We start from the raw sequence: 20,915 nt of genomic DNA on the forward strand, positions 1-20,915 counted from the left end.
TCAAAAAAGGCTTACAATAGCATTAGACATATTTCAACATGACCAGATATTCATTACATATAAAAGTATCTAAACATTATTAAAAATTTAAGATACATATAAATACAACACTATACCTTATATACTTACCCAATCATCAACAAGAAGTACCACCAGCTATATATTTGGATAATATAACACATTTCTAAACATTACAATTATCAACTAATATATTTTTCTTTTCTATTACTTAATTAAAATACACTACTTTTAAAAATGTAGCTCCTTCGCAAAACCATAAATACACTTAAGAATAAAAAAAAGAACAATTACATACTACTCCTTAATATATGACTACCATAAAATATGAGATAACATTAAATTAAAACACTATTAATCTCAATATCTCTTACCCAATTTAACTTAAAAATTTCTACAAAGACTAAAGGAGTAATTAAAAAGCTATTTGGCAACCGAATTGTAACATGATTACTTACAAGGACTAGATCAATTAATACAACAGTGGGCCCCCTATCTTTTAATAAACTGGATAGCTCTTTTATTACAATACTATCCTCAGCATTAGCATATATAACCATATTTTTTATAATAGAAGAAATTTTGCTTTCAAAACTATGAATATTCTTACCAAGCAATCTCACTGAAGTACTATAAAAAGCATTATCCATTTCAATAATTACAGATGCACCACTAGTAAATAAATCTTTGTTGTCTTCTATTATACTACCATTATAAAAAACTATTTCATGAATGTTATAAGGATCAGAAAGAGTTACAACTGCAAATTTATCTTTATTCGTAGAACGAACTTTAACATTAGAAATTATGCCTGCAATTTTATTATTATAAAAAGATACATCATCATAATTAATAAACCCTATATTTAATTTTTTTAAAAGATATTTATAATTCTCCATAGGATGATGATTCAGATAAAAGCCTATAGAGGAAAATTCATTATTTAATTTTTCCTCCTTAGTCCAATCATCAGTTTCTGATAGCTTATAATGATTCCTATCATTAAATAAACTAAACTGATTAAAATTAGAATTGTATTTATTATACTCAATAATATCCAAAAATAAAAAAACTGATTCAAAAAGCTGTTTTCTATTGCTATGAATACTATCTAGAACTCCTGCCTTAATAATACTTTCCAATATTCTCTTATGTACACACTTGGTACTTACTCTATCAATAAAATCCCATATATCTTTATAAGCAACATCATCTACTATTTCCTTTGCTGAGTGCTGTCCTACATTTTTAAGAGCTCCAAGAGCATATCTAATAGATGATGTTCCTTCAATAGTAAAGAATACCTTAGAAAAGTTAATATCCGGAGGCAATATTTCAATACCATGCAACTTTGCTTGATGACACAACATCTCTAACTTATCTTTATCTGCTATATCCAAATTCATAGAAGCAGTAAAAAATTCTAGTGTATAATTAGCTTTTAAATAAGCTGTTTGATAACTAATTAAAGCATAAGCTGCAGCATGCGATTTATTAAATCCATAACCTGCAAACTTCGCTACTAAATCAAAAATATAGCTCGCTTTTTCTTCCTCTATCCCATTGTTAACAGCACCATTTATAAAAGCTCTGCGTTGATTATCCATTTCCTCTTTGATCTTCTTTCCCATTGCACGTCTTAACAAATCTGCTTCACCCAAACTATATCCTGCCATTATCTTAGCAATTTCCATTACTTGCTCTTGGTAAATTATAACTCCAAAAGTCTCTTTAAGAACATCTTCTAAAATTGGGTGTATATAATCCGGCCTCTCAAGCCCATGCTTACGTGCTATGTATATAGATATGTTATCCATAGGACCTGGTCTATACAGAGAAATTAATGCTATAATGTCGTTTATACTATCTGGCTTTAGTTTACTAATTACTTCTCTCATGCCTGAACTTTCAAGCTGGAATACCCCAACAGAATCACCTGTAGACAACATTTCATATGTTTTTTTATCATTTAAAGGAATACATGATATATTAACACTCTTACCCCTTCTATTAACTAAATGACAAATCTGATTTATTACAGTTAACGTCCGCAACCCCAAAAAATCAAATTTCACTAATCCTGCTTTCTCAGTATATTTCATATTATACTGAGTAATAGGAAGAAAAGATGTGCTATCATAATACAAAGGCAGTAACTCTTCTAATTTTCTATCACAAATTACAATACCTGCAGCATGTATTGAAACATGCCTATAAAGTCCTTCAAGCTTCAATGATATTTCTAACAATTTAGCAACTGTTTCATCATCATCTCGTTCTTTCTGTAAATTTTTATCCATTTCTATCGCTTCGGATAAAGTAACAGGCCTAACTGGATTATGAGGAATCATTTTACAGATTCGGTCTACCTGAAAATAAGGCATCTGCATAACTCTACCTACATCACGAAGTACAGCTTTAGCTTGTAACTTACCAAAAGTTATGATGTGAGCAACATAACCATATTTTTTCCTTACATACTCTATAACGTAATCTCTCTTTTCTTGACAAAAATCAATATCAAAATCCGGCATCGAAATACGATCAGGGTTTAAAAATCTTTCAAAAATTAACCCAAATTCTATAGGATCAAGATCAGTAATTTGCAAAGACCAAGCAACAAGAGAACCAGCTCCAGATCCTCTACCAGGACCCACCATTATATCATTTCTTTTACTCCAACATATAAAATCGGATACTATTAAAAAATATCCAGCATAATCCATCGAAATAATAATATCCAATTCATAATGCAATCTTTCATAATACTTAGAAACTTGCTCTTCAGATAAATTTTTACCTGTTAAACGATTGTTCAAACCATCAATGGCCTGACTTACTAATTCCTGACTTTCATTTTTACCACCCGAACACGGAAAATGAGGTAACATAGGCTTTCTAGTTTCTGGCATAAAAGAACAACGCTGTGCTATTAACACAGTATTGGAAACTGCTTCAGGAATATCCTTGAACAATTCATACATCTCATCAGAAGACTTAAAATAATGCTCTTCCGTAAACATCTTTCTATCTTCCTGAGCAATATAATTACCATCTGATATGCAAGATAAAACATCATGTGCTAAAAAATCATTTCTCTCTGCAAACAACACATCATTTGTAGCAACCAATGGTAGATCTTTTTCATAAGCAAAACTAATAAGTGTTCTCTCTATAAATCGTTCTTCTTCTACTCCATGACGCTGAAGTTCAACATAAAGATTTTCCTTAAAAGCAAGCAATAACTTATCTATAATGCCATAGTCAATTACATTCCCTAACAAAAGTTGAGCCAAAAATCCATCATGACCTCCTGTTAGAACAATAATGCCATCTTTCAGCTCAATAAGTTCTTCTAAATCTATTCTATTAATTTTGTTAGATTGATTATCTTTAAATGAATTACTAACAAGATTAACAATATTATTATATCCTACTTGATCTTTTACCAATAATACCAGTTCTCCAATATTATCATCACCATAACTTATCATTATGTTGCAGCCTATTATAGGCTGCACACCTGAACTAGATGCACAATAAGAAAATTCTAAAGATCCAAACAGATTCCCTGAATCTGTCAATGCCAACGCAGGCATATTATATTGAACACATAAGTTCACTAAAGAATCTATTTTTATCATCCCATGAAGTAAAGAGTAATCACTATGAGACCTAAGATGAACAAATATTTGACTCATAATTACCAATTAATAAGCAATTTTCACAGTTAATCTATCAAATAATACAAATATGTTTTTAGTAAGAGTTATCAAACATTTAACCATCTCTAAAACTAGAGTATCCTACCCAATACTTAATTTATATTTAATAAATAGATATACAATAATAATTTATAACAACAAATCAAAAAGCAAAATTGTAGTAATAAAAGTTATTGTAATCAGAACGTTATAAAATGGTTTTATGCTTATTTAAAATAAGCAAGAAATCAAATAGATATAATTAACCCACAGTAGATAATCTATGTACATTTTATAGTAATAGCACTTTTACACACTTACTATGTTTTTCATTAGGAATACTCAGATCTATATTTCAAAATCACGAATACTTATAAAAATACTAACTCAGGTCATAATATTAAAATTTGACAACAACATACTGATACACAATTTGAATGACTAAAAATTAAACAAGTTATATACGTTATCCATTATTAAGCAACCTATGTACACCTATAGTAATTATTAAAATTAATATATAGTACTTACACACTTACTACGTTTTTTACTAAGCATACTCAGATCTATATTTCAAAATTGCGAACACCTATAAAGATAATAAATCAAATCACTATATTAAGATTTGACAATAATATGCTACCATACAATTTAAATGACTAAAAATTAAATGGTTATACACACATTATCTGTCATTCATTAAGCAACTTATGTACACTCTATAGTAATTACTGAATAAAAAACACAGCATTCACACCCCACCTGTGAGTATCAAAATACTCAGTACATACCATTAAAAAAAACTACTGAACATTTAAAAAAATAACCTAAGTTATACAATTAAAGTTCAGAAAATTACCTAATAATATCATTCTACACATGCGATTTATTATTTTAGTGATAATAGTACACTTTATTATATAGCAGCAAAATTTCTTTATTTTACACAATTACATTCTGTTTCCCCAGGATCACATTCTGGTGCCAAAGTCGAATAGAAAGTAAAAATAGCATCTTTCTTCGCTACAAATGTATAAGCCACACCATTATTATTATAAAGACATTTTTTTGTAACATCATCACTTAACTTTGTATGCTTAGAAAATTCTTTGTATGCTTTTGTTGCATTCAATATAATTTCATCAGCATGTGTAAAATCACAACCTTTTCTATGGTCAATAGTTAATTGATTGTTAGAATTTCTAAATATTACCCCAATTGTATAAACTTTATCACTTACTTCATCAACAACAGCACTATCATAGTGCCGACCAGCCCAATGATTTTCCTGAGCCTGAACATAACGACCAAAAAAATGCATACCACCTAATTTAAGCGTTTCAGGCTGCCCACACATAATATGAGCAAAAGCTTGTTGATTAAACCATAACTCCGTTAGTTCATCTTTAAACTGTGCCAGATCTGCATTCGGAGTAAATACTTGATGATTTAAGCCTTCATAAAGTTTATCAACATATTCTTTATATTCTGTATTATCCAACATAAGTTTAAAAAAGCTTGCTCTAGGAGCATTACCCCAGTTTCCACAAACATTTAGTACAGCCCTATCAAATTTATTCATTTCAGGAGCAACAGGCAATTCACAGTCACTATCTTCAGTAACTTTAAAAAAAGGATTCATGATAGATTTATTCATGAGACATCCGGTAGAATCTACTTGTTTTTTTACAATCTCATCAGAAACATGAAGACATGAACAAGCAATCAAGCTAACTGGAAAAAAAATAACCCAAAACCATACATACTTACAAATTCTCATAACACCATCTCTCAAATTACTTCAAAAATACAAAATTTAGCATGTAAATTAATAATCAATATCGTTATATTTCGAGATAATCATCCTTTTAACTTAAAAATACATAACATTCACAAAATCCGTACAATAAAAATATTTATCTATCAATGTGTTCAATCGTACAACATAAGAAATCACAATGTTTTATTTAATAGTACAAGTCATATCCAATAATTTCTAAATAATAAGGCTATTGTACAAGATCTTAGATAACAAACTAACATTAAGAAACAGAATATAATCCATTATCACACAAAAATTATTACCATTTAGTAAAAACAACAAAAACTCAATAAACAAAATGCCTAAGGTTAAATATTTGATACATACAAAAAAATTACAATAGTTTATTTTAGCATAGTTAAGAGTTTAAAATATTCACGTTTTCTAAGCAATATAAAAACAATTCGTATAAAAAAATTTAATAATAATGTGCTACTACACAGTTATATGTAACTATATTGATACATTAACATGCATAGTAGCACACAACAAATTGATCCCTATTGTATACAGCTACACTCTGTTTCACCTCTTGCACAATTTGGTGTTAAATCTGCAAAAAATGTAACAATGGAGCCTTTACGAGCTACAACTACATAAGTAATACCTTCACTATCATAAAGACAGTGTTTAGATCTCCTTGACTCTAATCGTGAAGAAAATGCTTTATAAGCATTTGTAGCATGCAGTATAATCTCATTAGCATGTAAAAAATCATAACCCTTTCTATGGTCAACTACTAATTTTCCACTACGATTTTTAAATACAACTCCAATAGTAAATACTTTATCACTAATTTCATCGGATACACTACCATAATGTCTACCAGCCCATCTATTTTCTTGAGCTTGTATGTAACGTCCAAAGAAATGCATACCACTTAACCTACCTCGTCTAGGTTGCCCACACATTATATGAGTGAATCCATCCCTATTAAACCATAACTCTGCTAGTTCATTTTTAAACTTATCAAGATCTGCATTTGGAGTAACCACTTGATGATTCAATCCTTGATATATCTCATCAACATATTTTTTATACTCTTTTTTATTTAACATATCTTTAAAGTCTTTTAGTTTTGGAGTACTACCCCAATCACCACAAATATCCAAGACAGCTTTGTCAAATTCATTAAGCACAGGAGGATCAAGCAAATCATCACATTTATGATATTCCCCTGTTCTAAAAAAAGGATTTATACCAGACGGGTTATTAGCACATTGATTGGATATATCAACTGCAGTTACAGATAATATCAGACAGAATGGCAACAGAAAAAAGCAGAAATATATATATTTATAAAATCTCATAACATTATTTCCTCAAATAATAAAAAAATTAACTTATTTAACGTCAAGATGATTGTACTATTTTTTAGATTTTTTTCCACGTAAAAAAGCATTGTCAAGTAAACTAAAAACATTACAATGACATGATACATAGTACAAAAGTCAATGGATGTCATTCAAAAAATAAAAAGTAAAATTACATCAGCGTTAAATGTATTCAAGATTGAAATAATAGATGAATCTTTTAAGCATAGAGATCATGTTTTTCAATCTATTTATAGTACTTCACATTTAAAAGTACAAATAGTATCTAACGATTTTTTAGAAATAAGTATAATCAACAGACACAAATTATTGTATAAGATTTTAGAGGACGAAATAAAACTGATACACTCAATTTCGTTTTCACTTTATACAAAAGCAGAGTACAACACTCTTTTAGAAGAAAGTAACTAAGTACTACTATATCCAATAACACAGTTAAATAACCAATATTAATAAACAAACATTGGAAAAGATATTAACAAACCATTACTTAATCCACCTCCTATGAAGTACAACAAACTATTCTGTACATTAACATAAAATTCTACTATTTAAGTCTTCCAAAATAAACCAAAAGCAGCATTAATACTAACAGATTATCACATCATATGAGATCACATTATCATCAATTCTATAATCATAGCCACAGCTTATATAACTTTAACCCAATAAACTGATATTTAGTGTAAATCCTATTTATATCCAAAGTGTCACTAAAGAAAAAGTAATTAATCATCATGTATAGATTTTATTATCTCACATTATTATCTTACAAATACAAATCATATAAATATTAGTTTCTCTACGGATATAGCTCTACAACATTCCATTCACACATACTATTATCTCTAGTATACTGATACCTAGTGTGAATTCTATCTAACCCTTCTTGCCAAAATTCCATTAATACTGGAACTACTACTACCCCAACCCAATAATCTGGTCTAGGTATTGGTTTTTCATGAAACTCTATCTTCATTCTTTCCATTAACGCAATAAAATCTTCCCTATTCTCTAAAATGCTTGACTGCTTGGAACACCAAGCACCTATTTGACTACCACGAGGCCTAGATGCATAATATGCATCTGCATCTTGACAAGATAGCATTTTTATTTCACCTTCAATCCTAACTTGCTTAGAAATATGACTCCAATCAAAAACAAGAGCAACAAGAGGATTTGCTGTCATTTCTTTCCCTTTACGGCTATTCATATTTGTAAAAAATACAAAACCTTGATCACTATATTTTTTTAATAACACAACCCTTGCTGAAGGTTTTAAAGCTTCACTACATGTAGCAAGTACCATTGCTGTAGGATCTTTATGTTCAGAAGAAACTTCTAATACCTCATTGTACCATAAATCAAACAATTCAATAGGATCCTTATTAATCATATTTTACCTTTAATATTAACTAACAGACTACCACTACATTCACACAATCCATATAATAAGGCTTCTTACTTTATTCAATCAAATTACCCAAATTATTGTATAATATTCTTATCATAAATCGGTAATATTCATAAAAAAACAATACAATAGTTCTTTACAGTATATAATAAGAATATTCAACTAAATCATACCTGCTATATATCTTTCAGATTATCTATCTTGTATTTCCTAATTTATAGCAGAATTAACAGTATTTCTTCGGAATAAAAATAAAAAATTCTGAACAAGCGAAGTTACTTCATAGTAAAATATGTCCTTCATTCATCAATCATTGGCTACATTACCTATTTACTAAACAGTAAACTCTTAATTAGATAAATATTTTTAGTATACAAAACCCTATTGAAAATATACCCTAATATAACATATGCACTACAAGTTAAAACCATATAACACACACTTTCACTTAATCTCTAATACATAAAACTATAGACGGTTAATCCCCTCATCACTTAAAAGCATGTTACAAAAATCATTTATATTATTTTCATTCTCCTGTACAATCTTTTGAGCATCTCTCTTAACATTTTGTATATTTCCTGGAGAAGCATCGCTAAAATCACATTTAGAATATGTTATATTACCGGAAATTCTACAATATGTATCATCTTCTTTTATAATTCTAGACATTTGATAATCTATAGCATCCAAGCCAGCATCAATGATAACAAACAGTATCTTATCAGCCCAATACAATAACGAATTTTGCAAACCTGAAAAATCTTTATTTACAGTACCACATCCCACAGACAAACAACATAATTTTTCATTTGGATACAACACTTGCGCTGCAGCATATGCTGCTATAATAGGATTATTACATACAATAGAACTATCAACCAACAATTTCTTTTTATTATCTACAACTATCTTTTTAGGAGTAAAATAAGTAGGAGCAGCTACAGCACCTCTTGTAATATCAGACACTTTTATATCACGATATTTATCTGTCCAACTTCTAAACATTACTGTTTGACTAGCATACAAATCATAACTTGGAACAATAAAATTTGTTATCAAGTCTTTCATTACAACATCTCCAAATATTTCTTTTAGCACTGAATTCAAATTTTTATCGGAATATTTAGGCCCAACAATTAACGAAAAAATACTCGAGTTAGAGAAAATCTTCCCAGAATATTTTAACATCAAATCTAACAAATCACTTGTATTGTACTTAGGTGTACCATCAACATTCTTAAGGCACAGTGCACCACCTATAAGACTACCAACTGAACTACCTGATACCAAGTCAAACACCTGACATAATGGTTTATTTATTCTTTTCTCTATTTCCTGCAGTATAGTTGCTGCTACTATACCTCTAACTCCACCCCCATCTATTGATAAAATATATTTAGTCATAACTATACCTCACGTACTTCATTATTTAACTCTATTTAAAAATATAAACTGATATTATACTAGATTTACAATAATACAAAACAATGTATCTGATATCCATAACTCTTTTCTCAGCATATCAGTATAATAATTCTTTTTTACAGATTATTAATATATCTCTTAACACATAAAATAAGGTTATAATATGTTTTCATTAGCAACAATATACTCTGTCTTTCTTGTATTTTTAATATATTAGCATTACTTACTTATTGCTTTTATTGAAAAACTAACAACACATAGTATAGTTCTATATAGAACTACAAAGAAACATCACTATTAACATAAATCTCACACAGTAATTAAGGTATACGAATCTGCATATCTGAAAAACTTACCTGAAGATTAATCAGGAAGAAAGCCTATTTGCTATAAATCTTGCACCTATCTCTATACCAGTACTATTGATACTATGATCTAATCCAGAAATTGCATGACTTTCCAAAGGTACATCATTATTCAATAAAAACTCAACAGCACCATCAAAAAATGAAAATGGTACTACTTCGTCTTGTGTCCCGTGAATTACACAAATATCAGGTTTCACATTTATTCTATGTTTTAAGTAACTTGGACATATTATAGCTCCTGAATAAGATATTACAGAAGCACATTTTTTCTTCCTTAATAATGCTATATGTACTGCTAACATTGCCCCCTGGGAAAATCCAACTAAAACTAATTTATCGTTATTTAACCCAATATTTTTTAATTGTAGATCTATAAAATTATTTACAATCAAGGCTGCCTTTTCCATATCAGAAAATATTACATCTTCCGAAAAATCACGTCCGTTGAACCATGCATATCCTGTATCTCCATATTTTATATGAGCATTAGGAGCTATAAAGTAAGCGTCAGGTAAGAGTTTACCCATTAAATGCCCTACTGATAGTATACTATTACCAGTTGCTCCTCTTCCATGAAGTAGTACAACTAAAATATTAGCAGAACTACCAGAACTAAAACTAGGTCCATTAATAATTACACTCACAACATCTCTCCTACATATTAATAACCGTAAATATATATCACTATTTACCAAACAAAAAACACTAAATATGTATAAACAATAGTAATAGAATTACCAATAAGAAAACTCTTATATCAAACTGCAGTCATAACAACACATATAAATTAAAACATTTGTACTCAACATCATACGTAAATTTTTCAATCCAGCAATTAGCTTTAATATTTACCACATTTAAAGAGCTAAGAGAACCATTCCACCTACTTCGCCTGCATAATACGATACCTTACATATGCACAAACAAAATTTATGGGCAATATTACTCTTCTCAATGTAAAAATATTAAATATTAAGGATATTAAAATCATTATTTAATTATTATATGCATCGAATACATTACTAAATTCTTTTTTATAACAATGTTTCTATAACAAAATACACATTAATCACATAAAAAAGCTAAATATCATTGTAATTTTTAGTTGTTTACAAGATAATATCACAATAAGTCATAACAAAAAGCAATCATATGAAAAATCCTTTATGGGGAGGAAGATTTAGTACATCCCCTAGTGATATTATGAAAAAGATTAACGAATCAATATCGTTCGATAAAACGCTGTATGAAGAGGATATAGCTGGATCAATAGCACACTGCAAAATGTTAGTTAACCAAAAAATTATTAGCAAATATGAAGGACAACTTATTATTCATGGATTAGAGGTAATACTCAACCAAATCTCATCTGGTACTTTTGAGTTTAGTACAGATCTAGAAGATATACACATGAATATAGAATATAACCTACAAAAAATGATAGGTAGTATTGCAGGAAAATTGCACACTGCAAGATCCCGCAATGACCAAGTTGCAACAGATTTTAAACTTTGGATACGGAAATCAATAGTAAGATTAGAGACTCAGTTACATGGATTACAACAAACTATACTTAATATAGCCGAAGCTAATTATAATACTATTATGCCAGGATTTACACATCTACAAATTGCTCAACCTGTAACGTTAGGTCATCATTTAATGGCATATTTTGAAATGTTAAAAAGAGATCGCTCACGCTGGCAAGATCTATATAAACGTATGAACCAATGTCCTGCTGGATCTGCAGCATTAGCAGGAACATCTTTTCCAATAGATAGATATTTTATTTCACAAGAATTAAGGTTCGATAGTCCAACAGATAATTCTATAGACACAGTATCAGATAGAGATTATGTTATTGAATTTTTATCAAATGCTTCAATATGCATAATGCATTTATCAAGATTAGCGGAAGAGATTATACTCTGGTGCAGTTATAATTTTAAATTTATAACACTTTCTGATGACATCACGACCGGAAGTTCAATAATGCCACAAAAGAAAAATCCCGATGCAGCAGAACTTATTAGAGGAAAGACAGGCAGGATTTTCGCATCACTAAGCCAAGTACTAGTTGTTATGAAAGGACTCCCACTAGCATATAGCAAAGACATGCAAGAAGATAAAGAACCTTTATTTGACGCAGCACATAACTTAATGCTGTGTATAGAAGCAATGAATAGTATGTTAAATAACATAACCATTAATAAAAACAATATGCTAAAAGCTGCAGAACATGACTATTCAACAGCAACAGATCTCGCAGATTGGTTAGTAAAAAATCTTCATCTTTCATTTAGAGAATCTCATCAAATTACCGGCCAAATAGTTAAGTTAGCCGAACAAAATCACTGTAAATTAGATGAATTAACTTTAGAACAAATGCAAACAATCATTCCTTCTATAACTGAAGATGTCCTTTCAATATTATCAGTAGAAAATTCAGTAGCTAGTAAAACTAGCTATGGAGGAACTGCTCCTGCTAATGTAATGGAGGCAATAAAAAAAGGTAAATCATACCTTAGCAATATTATTCCTTTACACTCAGAAAATAAAAGTAATGAATAATATGAATACTACCACATTTTAAGATAACCATATTGTAACAAATAATTAAGTTGCAATTTGGATAATATGAATCATCATTTGTCTATACACCTCTTGGAATTATTAATATTAAACAAAACATCAAACAGATAAGATGTTCAATTATATTCCTACCCAACTTTTAATATAAACAATTAACAAGAAAAATAATGATACATTTCAAGTATTAATTTTTTATCAGCTTGAAGCTTCACTAGTACAAAATAACTTGATTAATATTACTAGATAGTATCATTAACTAAAACTCCGAAATTAACAATTTGTAGATGTAATGTTCTACGAATTACTATACTACTAGCAAATTCATCTAATACTTTATTAACAACCAAATAATATTTATCTTTATAAGAATCATTTTCTCATGATATAACAAAAGAGTTATTATAATCAATAACATAACCTTAGTTAATGCACTAGAATCCCATTTTTTAATGCATCAAGATTATGTGTTATTAGTAGAACTTAGTACAGTACTCATAAAAAAACAACTAATAGATTTTAACACTGTAATATTTTAAGAAAGCAGACAATTATCCTCATAATGTACAACAATATTATACACATTAAGTATTTTTCATTTTACAAAATTAATTTACAGAACACATTTTTATATATAAACAAATGCAAACTACATTTGAATACTGACTTTACAAATCATAATAAACAACCAAGTATACCCTCTCAACTAGAAGTCTATGCAACATTAAAAACCATAATTAACATAGACTCTATGTTAGTATAAAACGATAATCTAATTAACTAGATCAATACCTATTATAAGATTAACCATATCCGCTAATCTTACTTTGACTGTACATACATCAGTATTCTATTAACTACATCTCAACATTGTAATCATAATGTATTTTAAATAACTCATTGTTTCTGTTAAACATAGTACTCTTTATGAATCCAAGAACATTATTGTTTATTTACAAGCATTATATGTACTACACTATGATCCTCCTGAGAAATACTATGTACACAGTTATTTTTTATATTATCTACAACATTAGCTAATAATATTCCATTCAAATGATCAAGTTCATGCTGCATGCATCTAGAAAGCCAACCATAGACTCTTACTATACATTCATTCCCCAATAAATCTGTATACCTTAAATCCATATGTTTTGGTCTTGTAATATTAATTAGTCCATATGCTTTAGCAGACGAACAACCCTCAAACAAATCAACAGTTTCAGCAGAAAAGCTGAGGACTTCAGGATTTATACATATCATATTTTTACCATGTAATGAATGATTCCCAGACAAAACCTTCATATCCTGTGCGACATCAAACAATCCACTAAACATATTGATGATAAACATTCTACTATGATTACCAAGTTGAACTGCAGATAAACCTACAGTCTTACTATGTTCCATAACTTTCATCATGTCATTAGCTAGTGCTATAACTTCTTGATCTATCTTTTCAATAGGATGAGATATAGCATGCAAATTTCGTAAATCTTGAACATTATCAACAGATAAGATATTCATATTATATTCCTCTCAACTTTTAGTATAAGCAATTTACACTATAATTCTATATGTTTTATTATCTTAACAGTTGTTATACACATTTATTAGTTATACAAGTAGTATTTTTATAAAAAACTGATATAATCAATACATATGCATGTAAATTAATCATTAAATACTGTGTTATTACAACAGATATTCACTAATCCATTATTCTGTATACCACCAGAAATTGCACATAAATTAGTAATTTTTGCATTAAAAAATAACTTTATCCCTGTAAAAAAAATCGAAATCCCAAGATCTCTTAATATACAAGTCTTCAATAAGCTTTTAAGAACCCCCATAGGAGTTGCAGCTGGATTTGATAAAAACGCAGAAGTAATACAACCCTTACTATCCGCTGGTTTTGGATTCGTCGAAGTAGGGACAGTAACAAAATATCCTCAAAGTGGAAATAAAAAACCACGTGTACATAGATTAATCAGTGAAAAAGCAATAATTAATAGTTTAGGATTTAATAATAAAGGAGTAGATTTCTTAATCAACAAAGTAAACAACATTAAGTTTAATCATTGCATATTTGGGATTAATATAGGGTTTAATAAGAAATCCCGTGATCCCATTCAAGACTATTTCGACATAGTGAAGAAGGTATATGGTCTAAGTAATTACATTACAATCAACATATCATCTCCTAACACTCCAAGATTACATGAATTTCAAAAAAAAGAACTTTTATCAGAATTATTGATAGCTATATCTCAAATTCGAAGGCTAGCAGATTATGCAGAATCTGTTCCTATAATGTTAAAAATTTCACCAGATATCAGCGATAATAAAAAACAGGATATTGTAGATCTAGCAATAAAATATAAAATCAGTGGCTTAATAATAAGTAACACTTCATCACAACACAATAAACTACTAAATACAAATATAAAAATACATGGCGGATTAAGTGGAAAACCACTATTTGATCTATCAACACAAGTACTGTCTGAAATATATCAAGTTTCCCAAGGAAAACTCCTACTAATAGGCTGTGGTGGGGTAAGTACTGGATATCATGCATATGAAAAAATAAAAGCAGGTGCATCACTAATACAGTTATACACTGCCATAGTTTATAACGGACTCAATATAGCCAACAAGATAAGTTTAGAATTAGCTGATCTTCTAGCTGCAGATGGATTTCCAACAGTACGCCATGCAATAGGTTATAATCACTAATAGGTTTAAACATGTTTGTAGCAATAGATGTAGGTAATACAAATATAAAATTCGCAATCTGTGTAAACAATAAAATAGTGAAAAAAATAACTATCTCTTCTCAACCAAGAAGAACAGCTGATGAGTATTTCATCTATTTAAATTCCACAATGAACCAGCTAAATATTGACTATCAGAATATCAATAACATTATTATATCAAGTGTGGTTCCAAGCATAACAACACCAATTATAGAATTAAGCAAAGATTACTTTAATACAGATCCTATAATCTTGAATAATCATCATGCAGACCTTTTTAACATTAAGATAAACCTACAAAACAAAACACTAGGCTCAGACAGATTAGCAAGTATCATCGCAGCAAGTAACTTGTATCCCAATCAAGACTTACTAATAATAGGTATGGGAACTGCAACAGTATTTAATTTATTAAACAATGACAAATGCATATATGGACAAGTCATAGCACCTGGAGCACATATTTTAGCGAAAAGTATGCGACAATATACTGCATTATTACCAGAGGTATTAGTATCAAAACAAGATAAAGTAATACAAAACAACATATACCATGCAATGGAATCAGGAATATATTGGGGATACATTAGCATGATTAATGGAATGATTGAAAAAATAATCAAGGAAGAAGAAAAAGGATTACACGTAATAGCAACAGGAGGAAACTCCCATTTATTTTTTGAACATAAAACTGCTATTAACAATATTGAAGTAGACCTGACCATAAGAGGTCTAATACAATTGCATAATATGCTCGATAACAAACAATAAATACTTTACTACAGTAATCTCTGATATAGTAGAACACAATTACAATGTTCTTCATGTTTTACTCATTATATCTAGTTGTGTAACCTACACAAAATCAATGTATTATTGCCGCTAAGGATTAACCAATAAGTGCTTATATCAAGAATCAATGATTATTAGCGCTATAAACTTTTCTTATAAATTTTATACACTACTACTAGTACTTTAAGAATTAAAAACACGTATTAACATTACTCCAATTCTTAAAGTGAAATATCTTATCTATGATAAAATTCAAGCACAAAGCTAATATATCTATAAAGCACATAAATTAATCTAATAGAGCTATAGACACCATTACTCTCATAAACACGAAAACAACACTTATCAAAATAATAAATCTTTATATCTTAAGATATGTAACACATATCAATAACAAACTATGTAAAAAGTTCTATAACCCAACACATTCTATATTCCACAACTACATTTCTTATACACAACATTATTTATGAAACTATCCCAAGTTTAATATCCAGTTGACCATACAAAAAACTTTTGTGAAGTACAATAAAATGACATTTCAATAATGAATATATATAAGTAACCTTTACTTATATATCCTTCATACAAGAAGCAAATCACATGTTAATTAATATAATTACAACACCCATTCTTAATAATACCGCTTATAAGCACATTGCTTAGATATATCTGTAGATACATTTTAATTAAAGATACAAGTTAGTATTAATTTATAAGCATTACATAAACAACTTACTAGTTATCATAAATCATATGTTAATTCATATAGCAGCAACATTAACCTCTACTCTTAATAATATCACTATTACAATCACATTGCTTAGATATATCTGTAGATAGTTCTTTAATCTTTCTAATCATATTTGGATCAACATGTAATAATATATCTGATAAGGCACTCTTATCAATATAATTAGTTATTAACATGAGTGAATTCGTATCTAACAATCCAAATACTTCAGCAGCCAATTTTACAGGCATGCTTTCATATATTTTCACTAAGCTATGTACTTTTTCATCATAATTTTGATCATCAATATTAATTAATGATACTAACTTTCTTTGTATCTCTTCTAAATACAACACCTGCTCATTATTGTGTTGCTCAACAGTTCTCAATAAAATCTCTTTATTTTTTAAACTATCTTCTTGTTCCAATAAACGATAATACCAATCTTGTAAATCTATAACAGATATAGACCCATCATCTATTGGAAGCAATTTTATCTTTTGCTTTGAATCTCTAGAAAAATAACTACTATTTTTCACAAATTTAACATTGTCTAACAAGTCGAACTCTACAACTTTATCATCATTAATATCATAAAAATGATGTAATAAAACCCCAGTCATACAGAACATTAATATTATATTAATAACATAAATCACTTGCATACTATCAAAAAACTATTATACAATGAACCTTAGAATCAAGTTATGTTATAATAAAACACTATCGTGATTTAGCAATAAATAATTATAGTTTTTATACTAACATTGCTTATAGCTTAAAGTACTTTAATAATATAAAACAGTGAAGGCATTTTTTACATTGTTCACATTTTGGTTTGCCTTATCGGGATACTTTGATTTATTTTTTATAACATTAGGTATTGTAAGTTGTATAACTACATTAGTCATATCAAGAATGTTGAAGAATGTTATACCATTAAATGATAATAACATTTACTATACAAAAAAACAATTCTTTCCTTGTATGCTTAATTTTTTACGTTACTTCTTTTGGATCATACAACAGGTTATACTATCTAACATATGTATAATAAAAAAAGTATGGAATTTTAGGTCAAAAATAGATTCAGCAATTTTTAGAGTCATACAGACCAAACAAACTACTGACTTAGGCATATCAATAGTAGTAAATTCTATCACACTTACCCCTGGTACAGTAAGCATAAATACCATAGTATCTTCTAGCCCATATAAAATAAGAATTCTAGCTATAAATGAAGATTCAATCTCTGGTGCAAAAGCTATCGACAATAAAATTGCAGATATATAATAATAAATTTTCCATAAAAAACTACTACCATAACAAATATACAATATGTTTCCTTATTCTAAGCTATATCAAAGATAAAAATGTCACAAACGCAAAGCATTAACCCATGAAATAAACTTATAATACAAAACTACAAAATACCTACAGACATAGATAATTACAAATCACTACCTAGTAACATCACTTCCAGTAGTAGAAGGATCTCTACCTATGCAGATTAGTATTAGTTTCTCTCTGCTTAGTTAATAGAACGTTGATACTAAGTTATCACTTGACTAATAATATTTACAAGGGCAGGATTTTTTCAGGAGCATTATATTTTGAATTACTATTATAACTTGTACTTTTTGATTCATTTTTCTTAAAATACCCGTTATCATTATAATTGATTTTTGAAAACTGAACATTACCTTTTTGCTATTTGACGGAACATTTATATTACTTATCACTCAGTCAATAATATTTATAGACATAGAACTCTAAAGGAACATATAACATTTGAATCACTGCTTATACTACCTGTGCTTTGTTATCTATAATCTTTCAAAATATTCATACTTACTATCATTGATTTTCTGAAAACTGAGCATTACCTTTTCGCTATTTGACGAAACATTTATATTACTTATCACTCAGTCAATAATATTCATAGACATAGAATTCTAAAGGAACATATAAACATTTGAATCACTGCTTATACTACCTGTGCTTTGTTATCTATAGTCTTTCAAAATATTCATACTTACTATCATTGATTTTCTGAAAACTGAGCATTACCTTAATTGACACTATATGTTCAATATTTACTTTGTAACGCATATTCATAAAATCACAAAATTCCTCCCTTATATCTCAAACAATATTTTGAGAACTTACTTTAGATACCTTAAGTTTAAGTTTTCCCTGATTTAATATGCGATTTCAACCCAAACTTTAGCTAATACATGATCAGTCCTATATTAACAAATGCTTGATTCTGTATTTAACAATAAAGATTCCATTTTCTCTTCTAATAACACTATGCACAATACACTGTTCAGTCTTTTCAAGATTTCAACGCACTATCCAAAAATATTTTTTTAATCACATACTCTTATCTGCACAGCACCAAACTGTCTAAAAAGAAAATTGATTTAATTAACCTAATATACTATACTACACATTGGTTAGGCCATGATTTCTCTATTGCAATCTTAGCTGTGCTTATTTTTATTACACATAATATTACCCATCTGTTTACTAATCAACAACATATCATCACCCAAACAACAGTAAGATTACCTTTATATTTGTTTACTGCAGGATTTACTCTACTAGAAGTTGTAGACTCCCCTAGTACTCCCATTAAACTAGGCATAAAATTTATCAAAATTAAATTAATAAATGTTTACCTATGCCCAAAAAAGACCAATAGAAATTTTTGATTTTATAAGGTATTTATATTATGCTGTAATGATAAGATCCATTATCATTTATTTTGTTATAACAAAGTTCCTATCCTTCACAATACATACTTCCTGGATTAAATTTCTCCCTAATACACCCCTTACTCATATAATTTCCCTATGTTAAAAAACTTTCTTTATCAATAAATTTCAAGTATAAGCATACTTATTATTTTAATTCAAAATATAACTAATCCTTAGATAAATTATAAAATAAGCCTATGCCAGATTTTTCTATAGAAAATGAAATATCAAAATCAATAAACAACAAGAATTGCATTATAGTAGGAGTTGATGAAGTAGGATACGGTTCATTGGCCGGTCCTGTAGTATCAGCTGCTGTTTTTTTTCTGAAACACGACAATCATATCACATATAATATCAAGGACTCAAAAAAGCTTACTCCAAAAAAAAGGCTAGAAATTTACAACATAATCACCCCTATAACAAAATGGAGTATAGGACTTGCTGACATACATGAAATTGATCAGTACAACATACTAAATGCCACACATATTGCAATGCAAAGAGCACTTAGCGGGTTAAATTCTAATATAGACTACGTAATAGTAGACGGAAATAAAGCTCCAGATCTACCATGGAATACAAAAGCTATTATAGACGGAGATAATATCAGTGTATCAATTGCTGCAGCATCTATAATTGCAAAAGTTACGAGAGATAGATTAATGGAAACATTGCATGTACAGTACCCACAATATGACTGGAACAAAAATAAAGGATATGGAACTAAACATCACTTAGAATCCTTATATAAATATGGCAAAACTATACACCATAGAAATACATTTGCTCCAGTATCAGAGATTACTAAACTTTATAATGAATAATAAATATATAGAAACAATATTATTGATACACTAGTGAAACAAATCTTTAAGACTTTCCTATATTCAAGTACATGTCGTCCCATCAACACTGTATTAACACACAACTAGGTAAACATAGCAATCAGATCTGGTGACTAAAATTTATAACACAATTTATTCATCACAAGATTATAATAATGGTAATGTAAGAGTTAAGTTACAACAGGATTAAGTAATTAAAGATTTATGTAAGTGATAGTAGAACTGAAAATTCTCAATTGAAAATATATGTATCAATATATCAGAGATAAAAAATACAAATGCAGATCAATTGAATATTCCTACCGAATAAATTGTTTATTAGTAGTTTTATCCCAATGTTA

14 protein-coding genes are annotated in these 20,915 nt (G+C 28.7%); 6 read left to right on the forward strand and 8 right to left on the reverse strand.

Features of this window, described 5'->3' with window-relative positions; genetic code table 11:
• Positions 1-356: 356 nt before the first annotated feature.
• The 3 genes from dnaE to EHF_RS03645 form a co-directional block, all read right to left on the reverse strand.
• The gene (dnaE, locus tag EHF_RS03635) at positions 357-3,719 is read right to left on the reverse strand and encodes a DNA polymerase III subunit alpha (protein ID WP_198015090.1); all 3,363 of its coding nucleotides are present in this window, start codon (positions 3,717-3,719) and stop codon (positions 357-359) included.
• Positions 3,720-4,659: 940 nt separating this feature from the next.
• A complete protein-coding gene (locus EHF_RS03640) occupies positions 4,660-5,502 on the reverse strand; it encodes an EndoU domain-containing protein (protein WP_044195338.1) in 843 nt (280 codons plus the stop codon).
• Between the two features lie 542 nt (positions 5,503-6,044).
• Entirely contained in the window at positions 6,045-6,854 is an 810-nt protein-coding gene (locus EHF_RS03645; protein ID WP_044195341.1) for an EndoU domain-containing protein, read from the reverse strand.
• A 144-nt stretch (positions 6,855-6,998) separates the two neighbouring features.
• On the opposite strand from EHF_RS03645, the gene EHF_RS03650 reads away from it, so the two are divergent.
• Positions 6,999-7,289, forward strand: coding sequence for a BolA family protein (locus EHF_RS03650; protein ID WP_044195344.1), 291 nt, complete (start codon positions 6,999-7,001; stop codon positions 7,287-7,289).
• A 391-nt stretch (positions 7,290-7,680) separates the two neighbouring features.
• On the opposite strand, the gene pdxH is transcribed toward EHF_RS03650, so the two are convergent.
• The 3 genes from pdxH to EHF_RS03665 form a co-directional block, all read right to left on the reverse strand.
• On the reverse strand, positions 7,681-8,274 hold the full coding sequence (gene pdxH, locus EHF_RS03655; RefSeq protein WP_044195346.1) for a pyridoxamine 5'-phosphate oxidase: 594 nt from the start codon (positions 8,272-8,274) through the stop codon (positions 7,681-7,683).
• A gap of 486 nt (positions 8,275-8,760) precedes the next feature.
• Entirely contained in the window at positions 8,761-9,699 is a 939-nt protein-coding gene (locus tag EHF_RS03660) for a patatin-like phospholipase family protein (RefSeq protein ID WP_044195349.1), read from the reverse strand.
• 388 nt (positions 9,700-10,087) lie between these two features.
• Positions 10,088-10,732: an alpha/beta hydrolase gene (locus EHF_RS03665; RefSeq protein ID WP_052349294.1), complete on the reverse strand. Its 645-nt coding sequence runs from the start codon at positions 10,730-10,732 to the stop codon at positions 10,088-10,090.
• 508 nt (positions 10,733-11,240) lie between these two features.
• On the opposite strand from EHF_RS03665, the gene argH reads away from it, so the two are divergent.
• Entirely contained in the window at positions 11,241-12,659 is a 1,419-nt protein-coding gene (gene argH / locus EHF_RS03670; protein ID WP_044195352.1) for an argininosuccinate lyase, read from the forward strand.
• A 960-nt stretch (positions 12,660-13,619) separates the two neighbouring features.
• Here the strand turns inward: argH and EHF_RS03675 are convergent.
• Positions 13,620-14,204, reverse strand: coding sequence for a peptide deformylase (locus tag EHF_RS03675; protein ID WP_044195356.1), 585 nt, complete (start codon positions 14,202-14,204; stop codon positions 13,620-13,622).
• A gap of 162 nt (positions 14,205-14,366) precedes the next feature.
• Between EHF_RS03675 and EHF_RS03680 the strand changes: the two genes are divergently transcribed.
• Both EHF_RS03680 and EHF_RS03685 read left to right on the forward strand, forming a co-directional pair.
• On the forward strand, positions 14,367-15,419 hold the full coding sequence (locus tag EHF_RS03680) for a quinone-dependent dihydroorotate dehydrogenase (RefSeq protein WP_232228933.1): 1,053 nt from the start codon (positions 14,367-14,369) through the stop codon (positions 15,417-15,419).
• Between the two features lie 11 nt (positions 15,420-15,430).
• Positions 15,431-16,210, forward strand: coding sequence for a type III pantothenate kinase (locus tag EHF_RS03685; protein WP_044195357.1), 780 nt, complete (start codon positions 15,431-15,433; stop codon positions 16,208-16,210).
• A gap of 801 nt (positions 16,211-17,011) precedes the next feature.
• Here the strand turns inward: EHF_RS03685 and EHF_RS03690 are convergent.
• Complete coding sequence (locus tag EHF_RS03690; RefSeq protein WP_232228934.1) at positions 17,012-17,587, reverse strand: MotE family protein; 576 nt, start codon at positions 17,585-17,587, stop codon at positions 17,012-17,014.
• 181 nt (positions 17,588-17,768) lie between these two features.
• Between EHF_RS03690 and EHF_RS03695 the strand changes: the two genes are divergently transcribed.
• Together EHF_RS03695 and EHF_RS03700 are read left to right on the forward strand one after the other, a co-directional pair.
• Positions 17,769-18,257 carry a Na+/H+ antiporter subunit E gene (locus tag EHF_RS03695; RefSeq protein ID WP_044195363.1) on the forward strand — a complete coding sequence of 163 codons (489 nt, stop codon included), beginning with the start codon at positions 17,769-17,771 and terminating at the stop codon, positions 18,255-18,257.
• Positions 18,258-19,923: 1,666 nt separating this feature from the next.
• Positions 19,924-20,553: a ribonuclease HII gene (locus EHF_RS03700; RefSeq protein WP_044195365.1), complete on the forward strand. Its 630-nt coding sequence runs from the start codon at positions 19,924-19,926 to the stop codon at positions 20,551-20,553.
• Positions 20,554-20,915: the final 362 nt, after the last annotated feature.

Origin of the sequence: Ehrlichia japonica, assembly GCF_000632845.1 — a bacterium.
Classification (GTDB): domain Bacteria; phylum Pseudomonadota; class Alphaproteobacteria; order Rickettsiales; family Anaplasmataceae; genus Ehrlichia; species Ehrlichia japonica.

Excerpts from the sequence above, each read along its gene's own strand:
- EHF_RS03685 (WP_044195357.1), top strand. The coding sequence starts at position 15,431 with ATGTTTGTAGCAATAGATGTAGGTAATACAAATATAAAATTCGCAATC.
- dnaE (WP_198015090.1), bottom strand. The coding sequence starts at position 3,719 with ATGAGTCAAATATTTGTTCATCTTAGGTCTCATAGTGATTACTCTTTA.
- EHF_RS03700 (WP_044195365.1), top strand. The coding sequence starts at position 19,924 with ATGCCAGATTTTTCTATAGAAAATGAAATATCAAAATCAATAAACAAC.
- pdxH (WP_044195346.1), bottom strand. The coding sequence starts at position 8,274 with ATGATTAATAAGGATCCTATTGAATTGTTTGATTTATGGTACAATGAG.
- argH (WP_044195352.1), top strand. The coding sequence starts at position 11,241 with ATGAAAAATCCTTTATGGGGAGGAAGATTTAGTACATCCCCTAGTGAT.
- EHF_RS03660 (WP_044195349.1), bottom strand. The coding sequence starts at position 9,699 with ATGACTAAATATATTTTATCAATAGATGGGGGTGGAGTTAGAGGTATA.
- EHF_RS03645 (WP_044195341.1), bottom strand. The coding sequence starts at position 6,854 with ATGAGATTTTATAAATATATATATTTCTGCTTTTTTCTGTTGCCATTC.
- EHF_RS03650 (WP_044195344.1), top strand. The coding sequence starts at position 6,999 with ATGGATGTCATTCAAAAAATAAAAAGTAAAATTACATCAGCGTTAAAT.
- EHF_RS03640 (WP_044195338.1), bottom strand. The coding sequence starts at position 5,502 with ATGAGAATTTGTAAGTATGTATGGTTTTGGGTTATTTTTTTTCCAGTT.
- EHF_RS03690 (WP_232228934.1), bottom strand. The coding sequence starts at position 17,587 with ATGACTGGGGTTTTATTACATCATTTTTATGATATTAATGATGATAAA.
- EHF_RS03675 (WP_044195356.1), bottom strand. The coding sequence starts at position 14,204 with ATGAATATCTTATCTGTTGATAATGTTCAAGATTTACGAAATTTGCAT.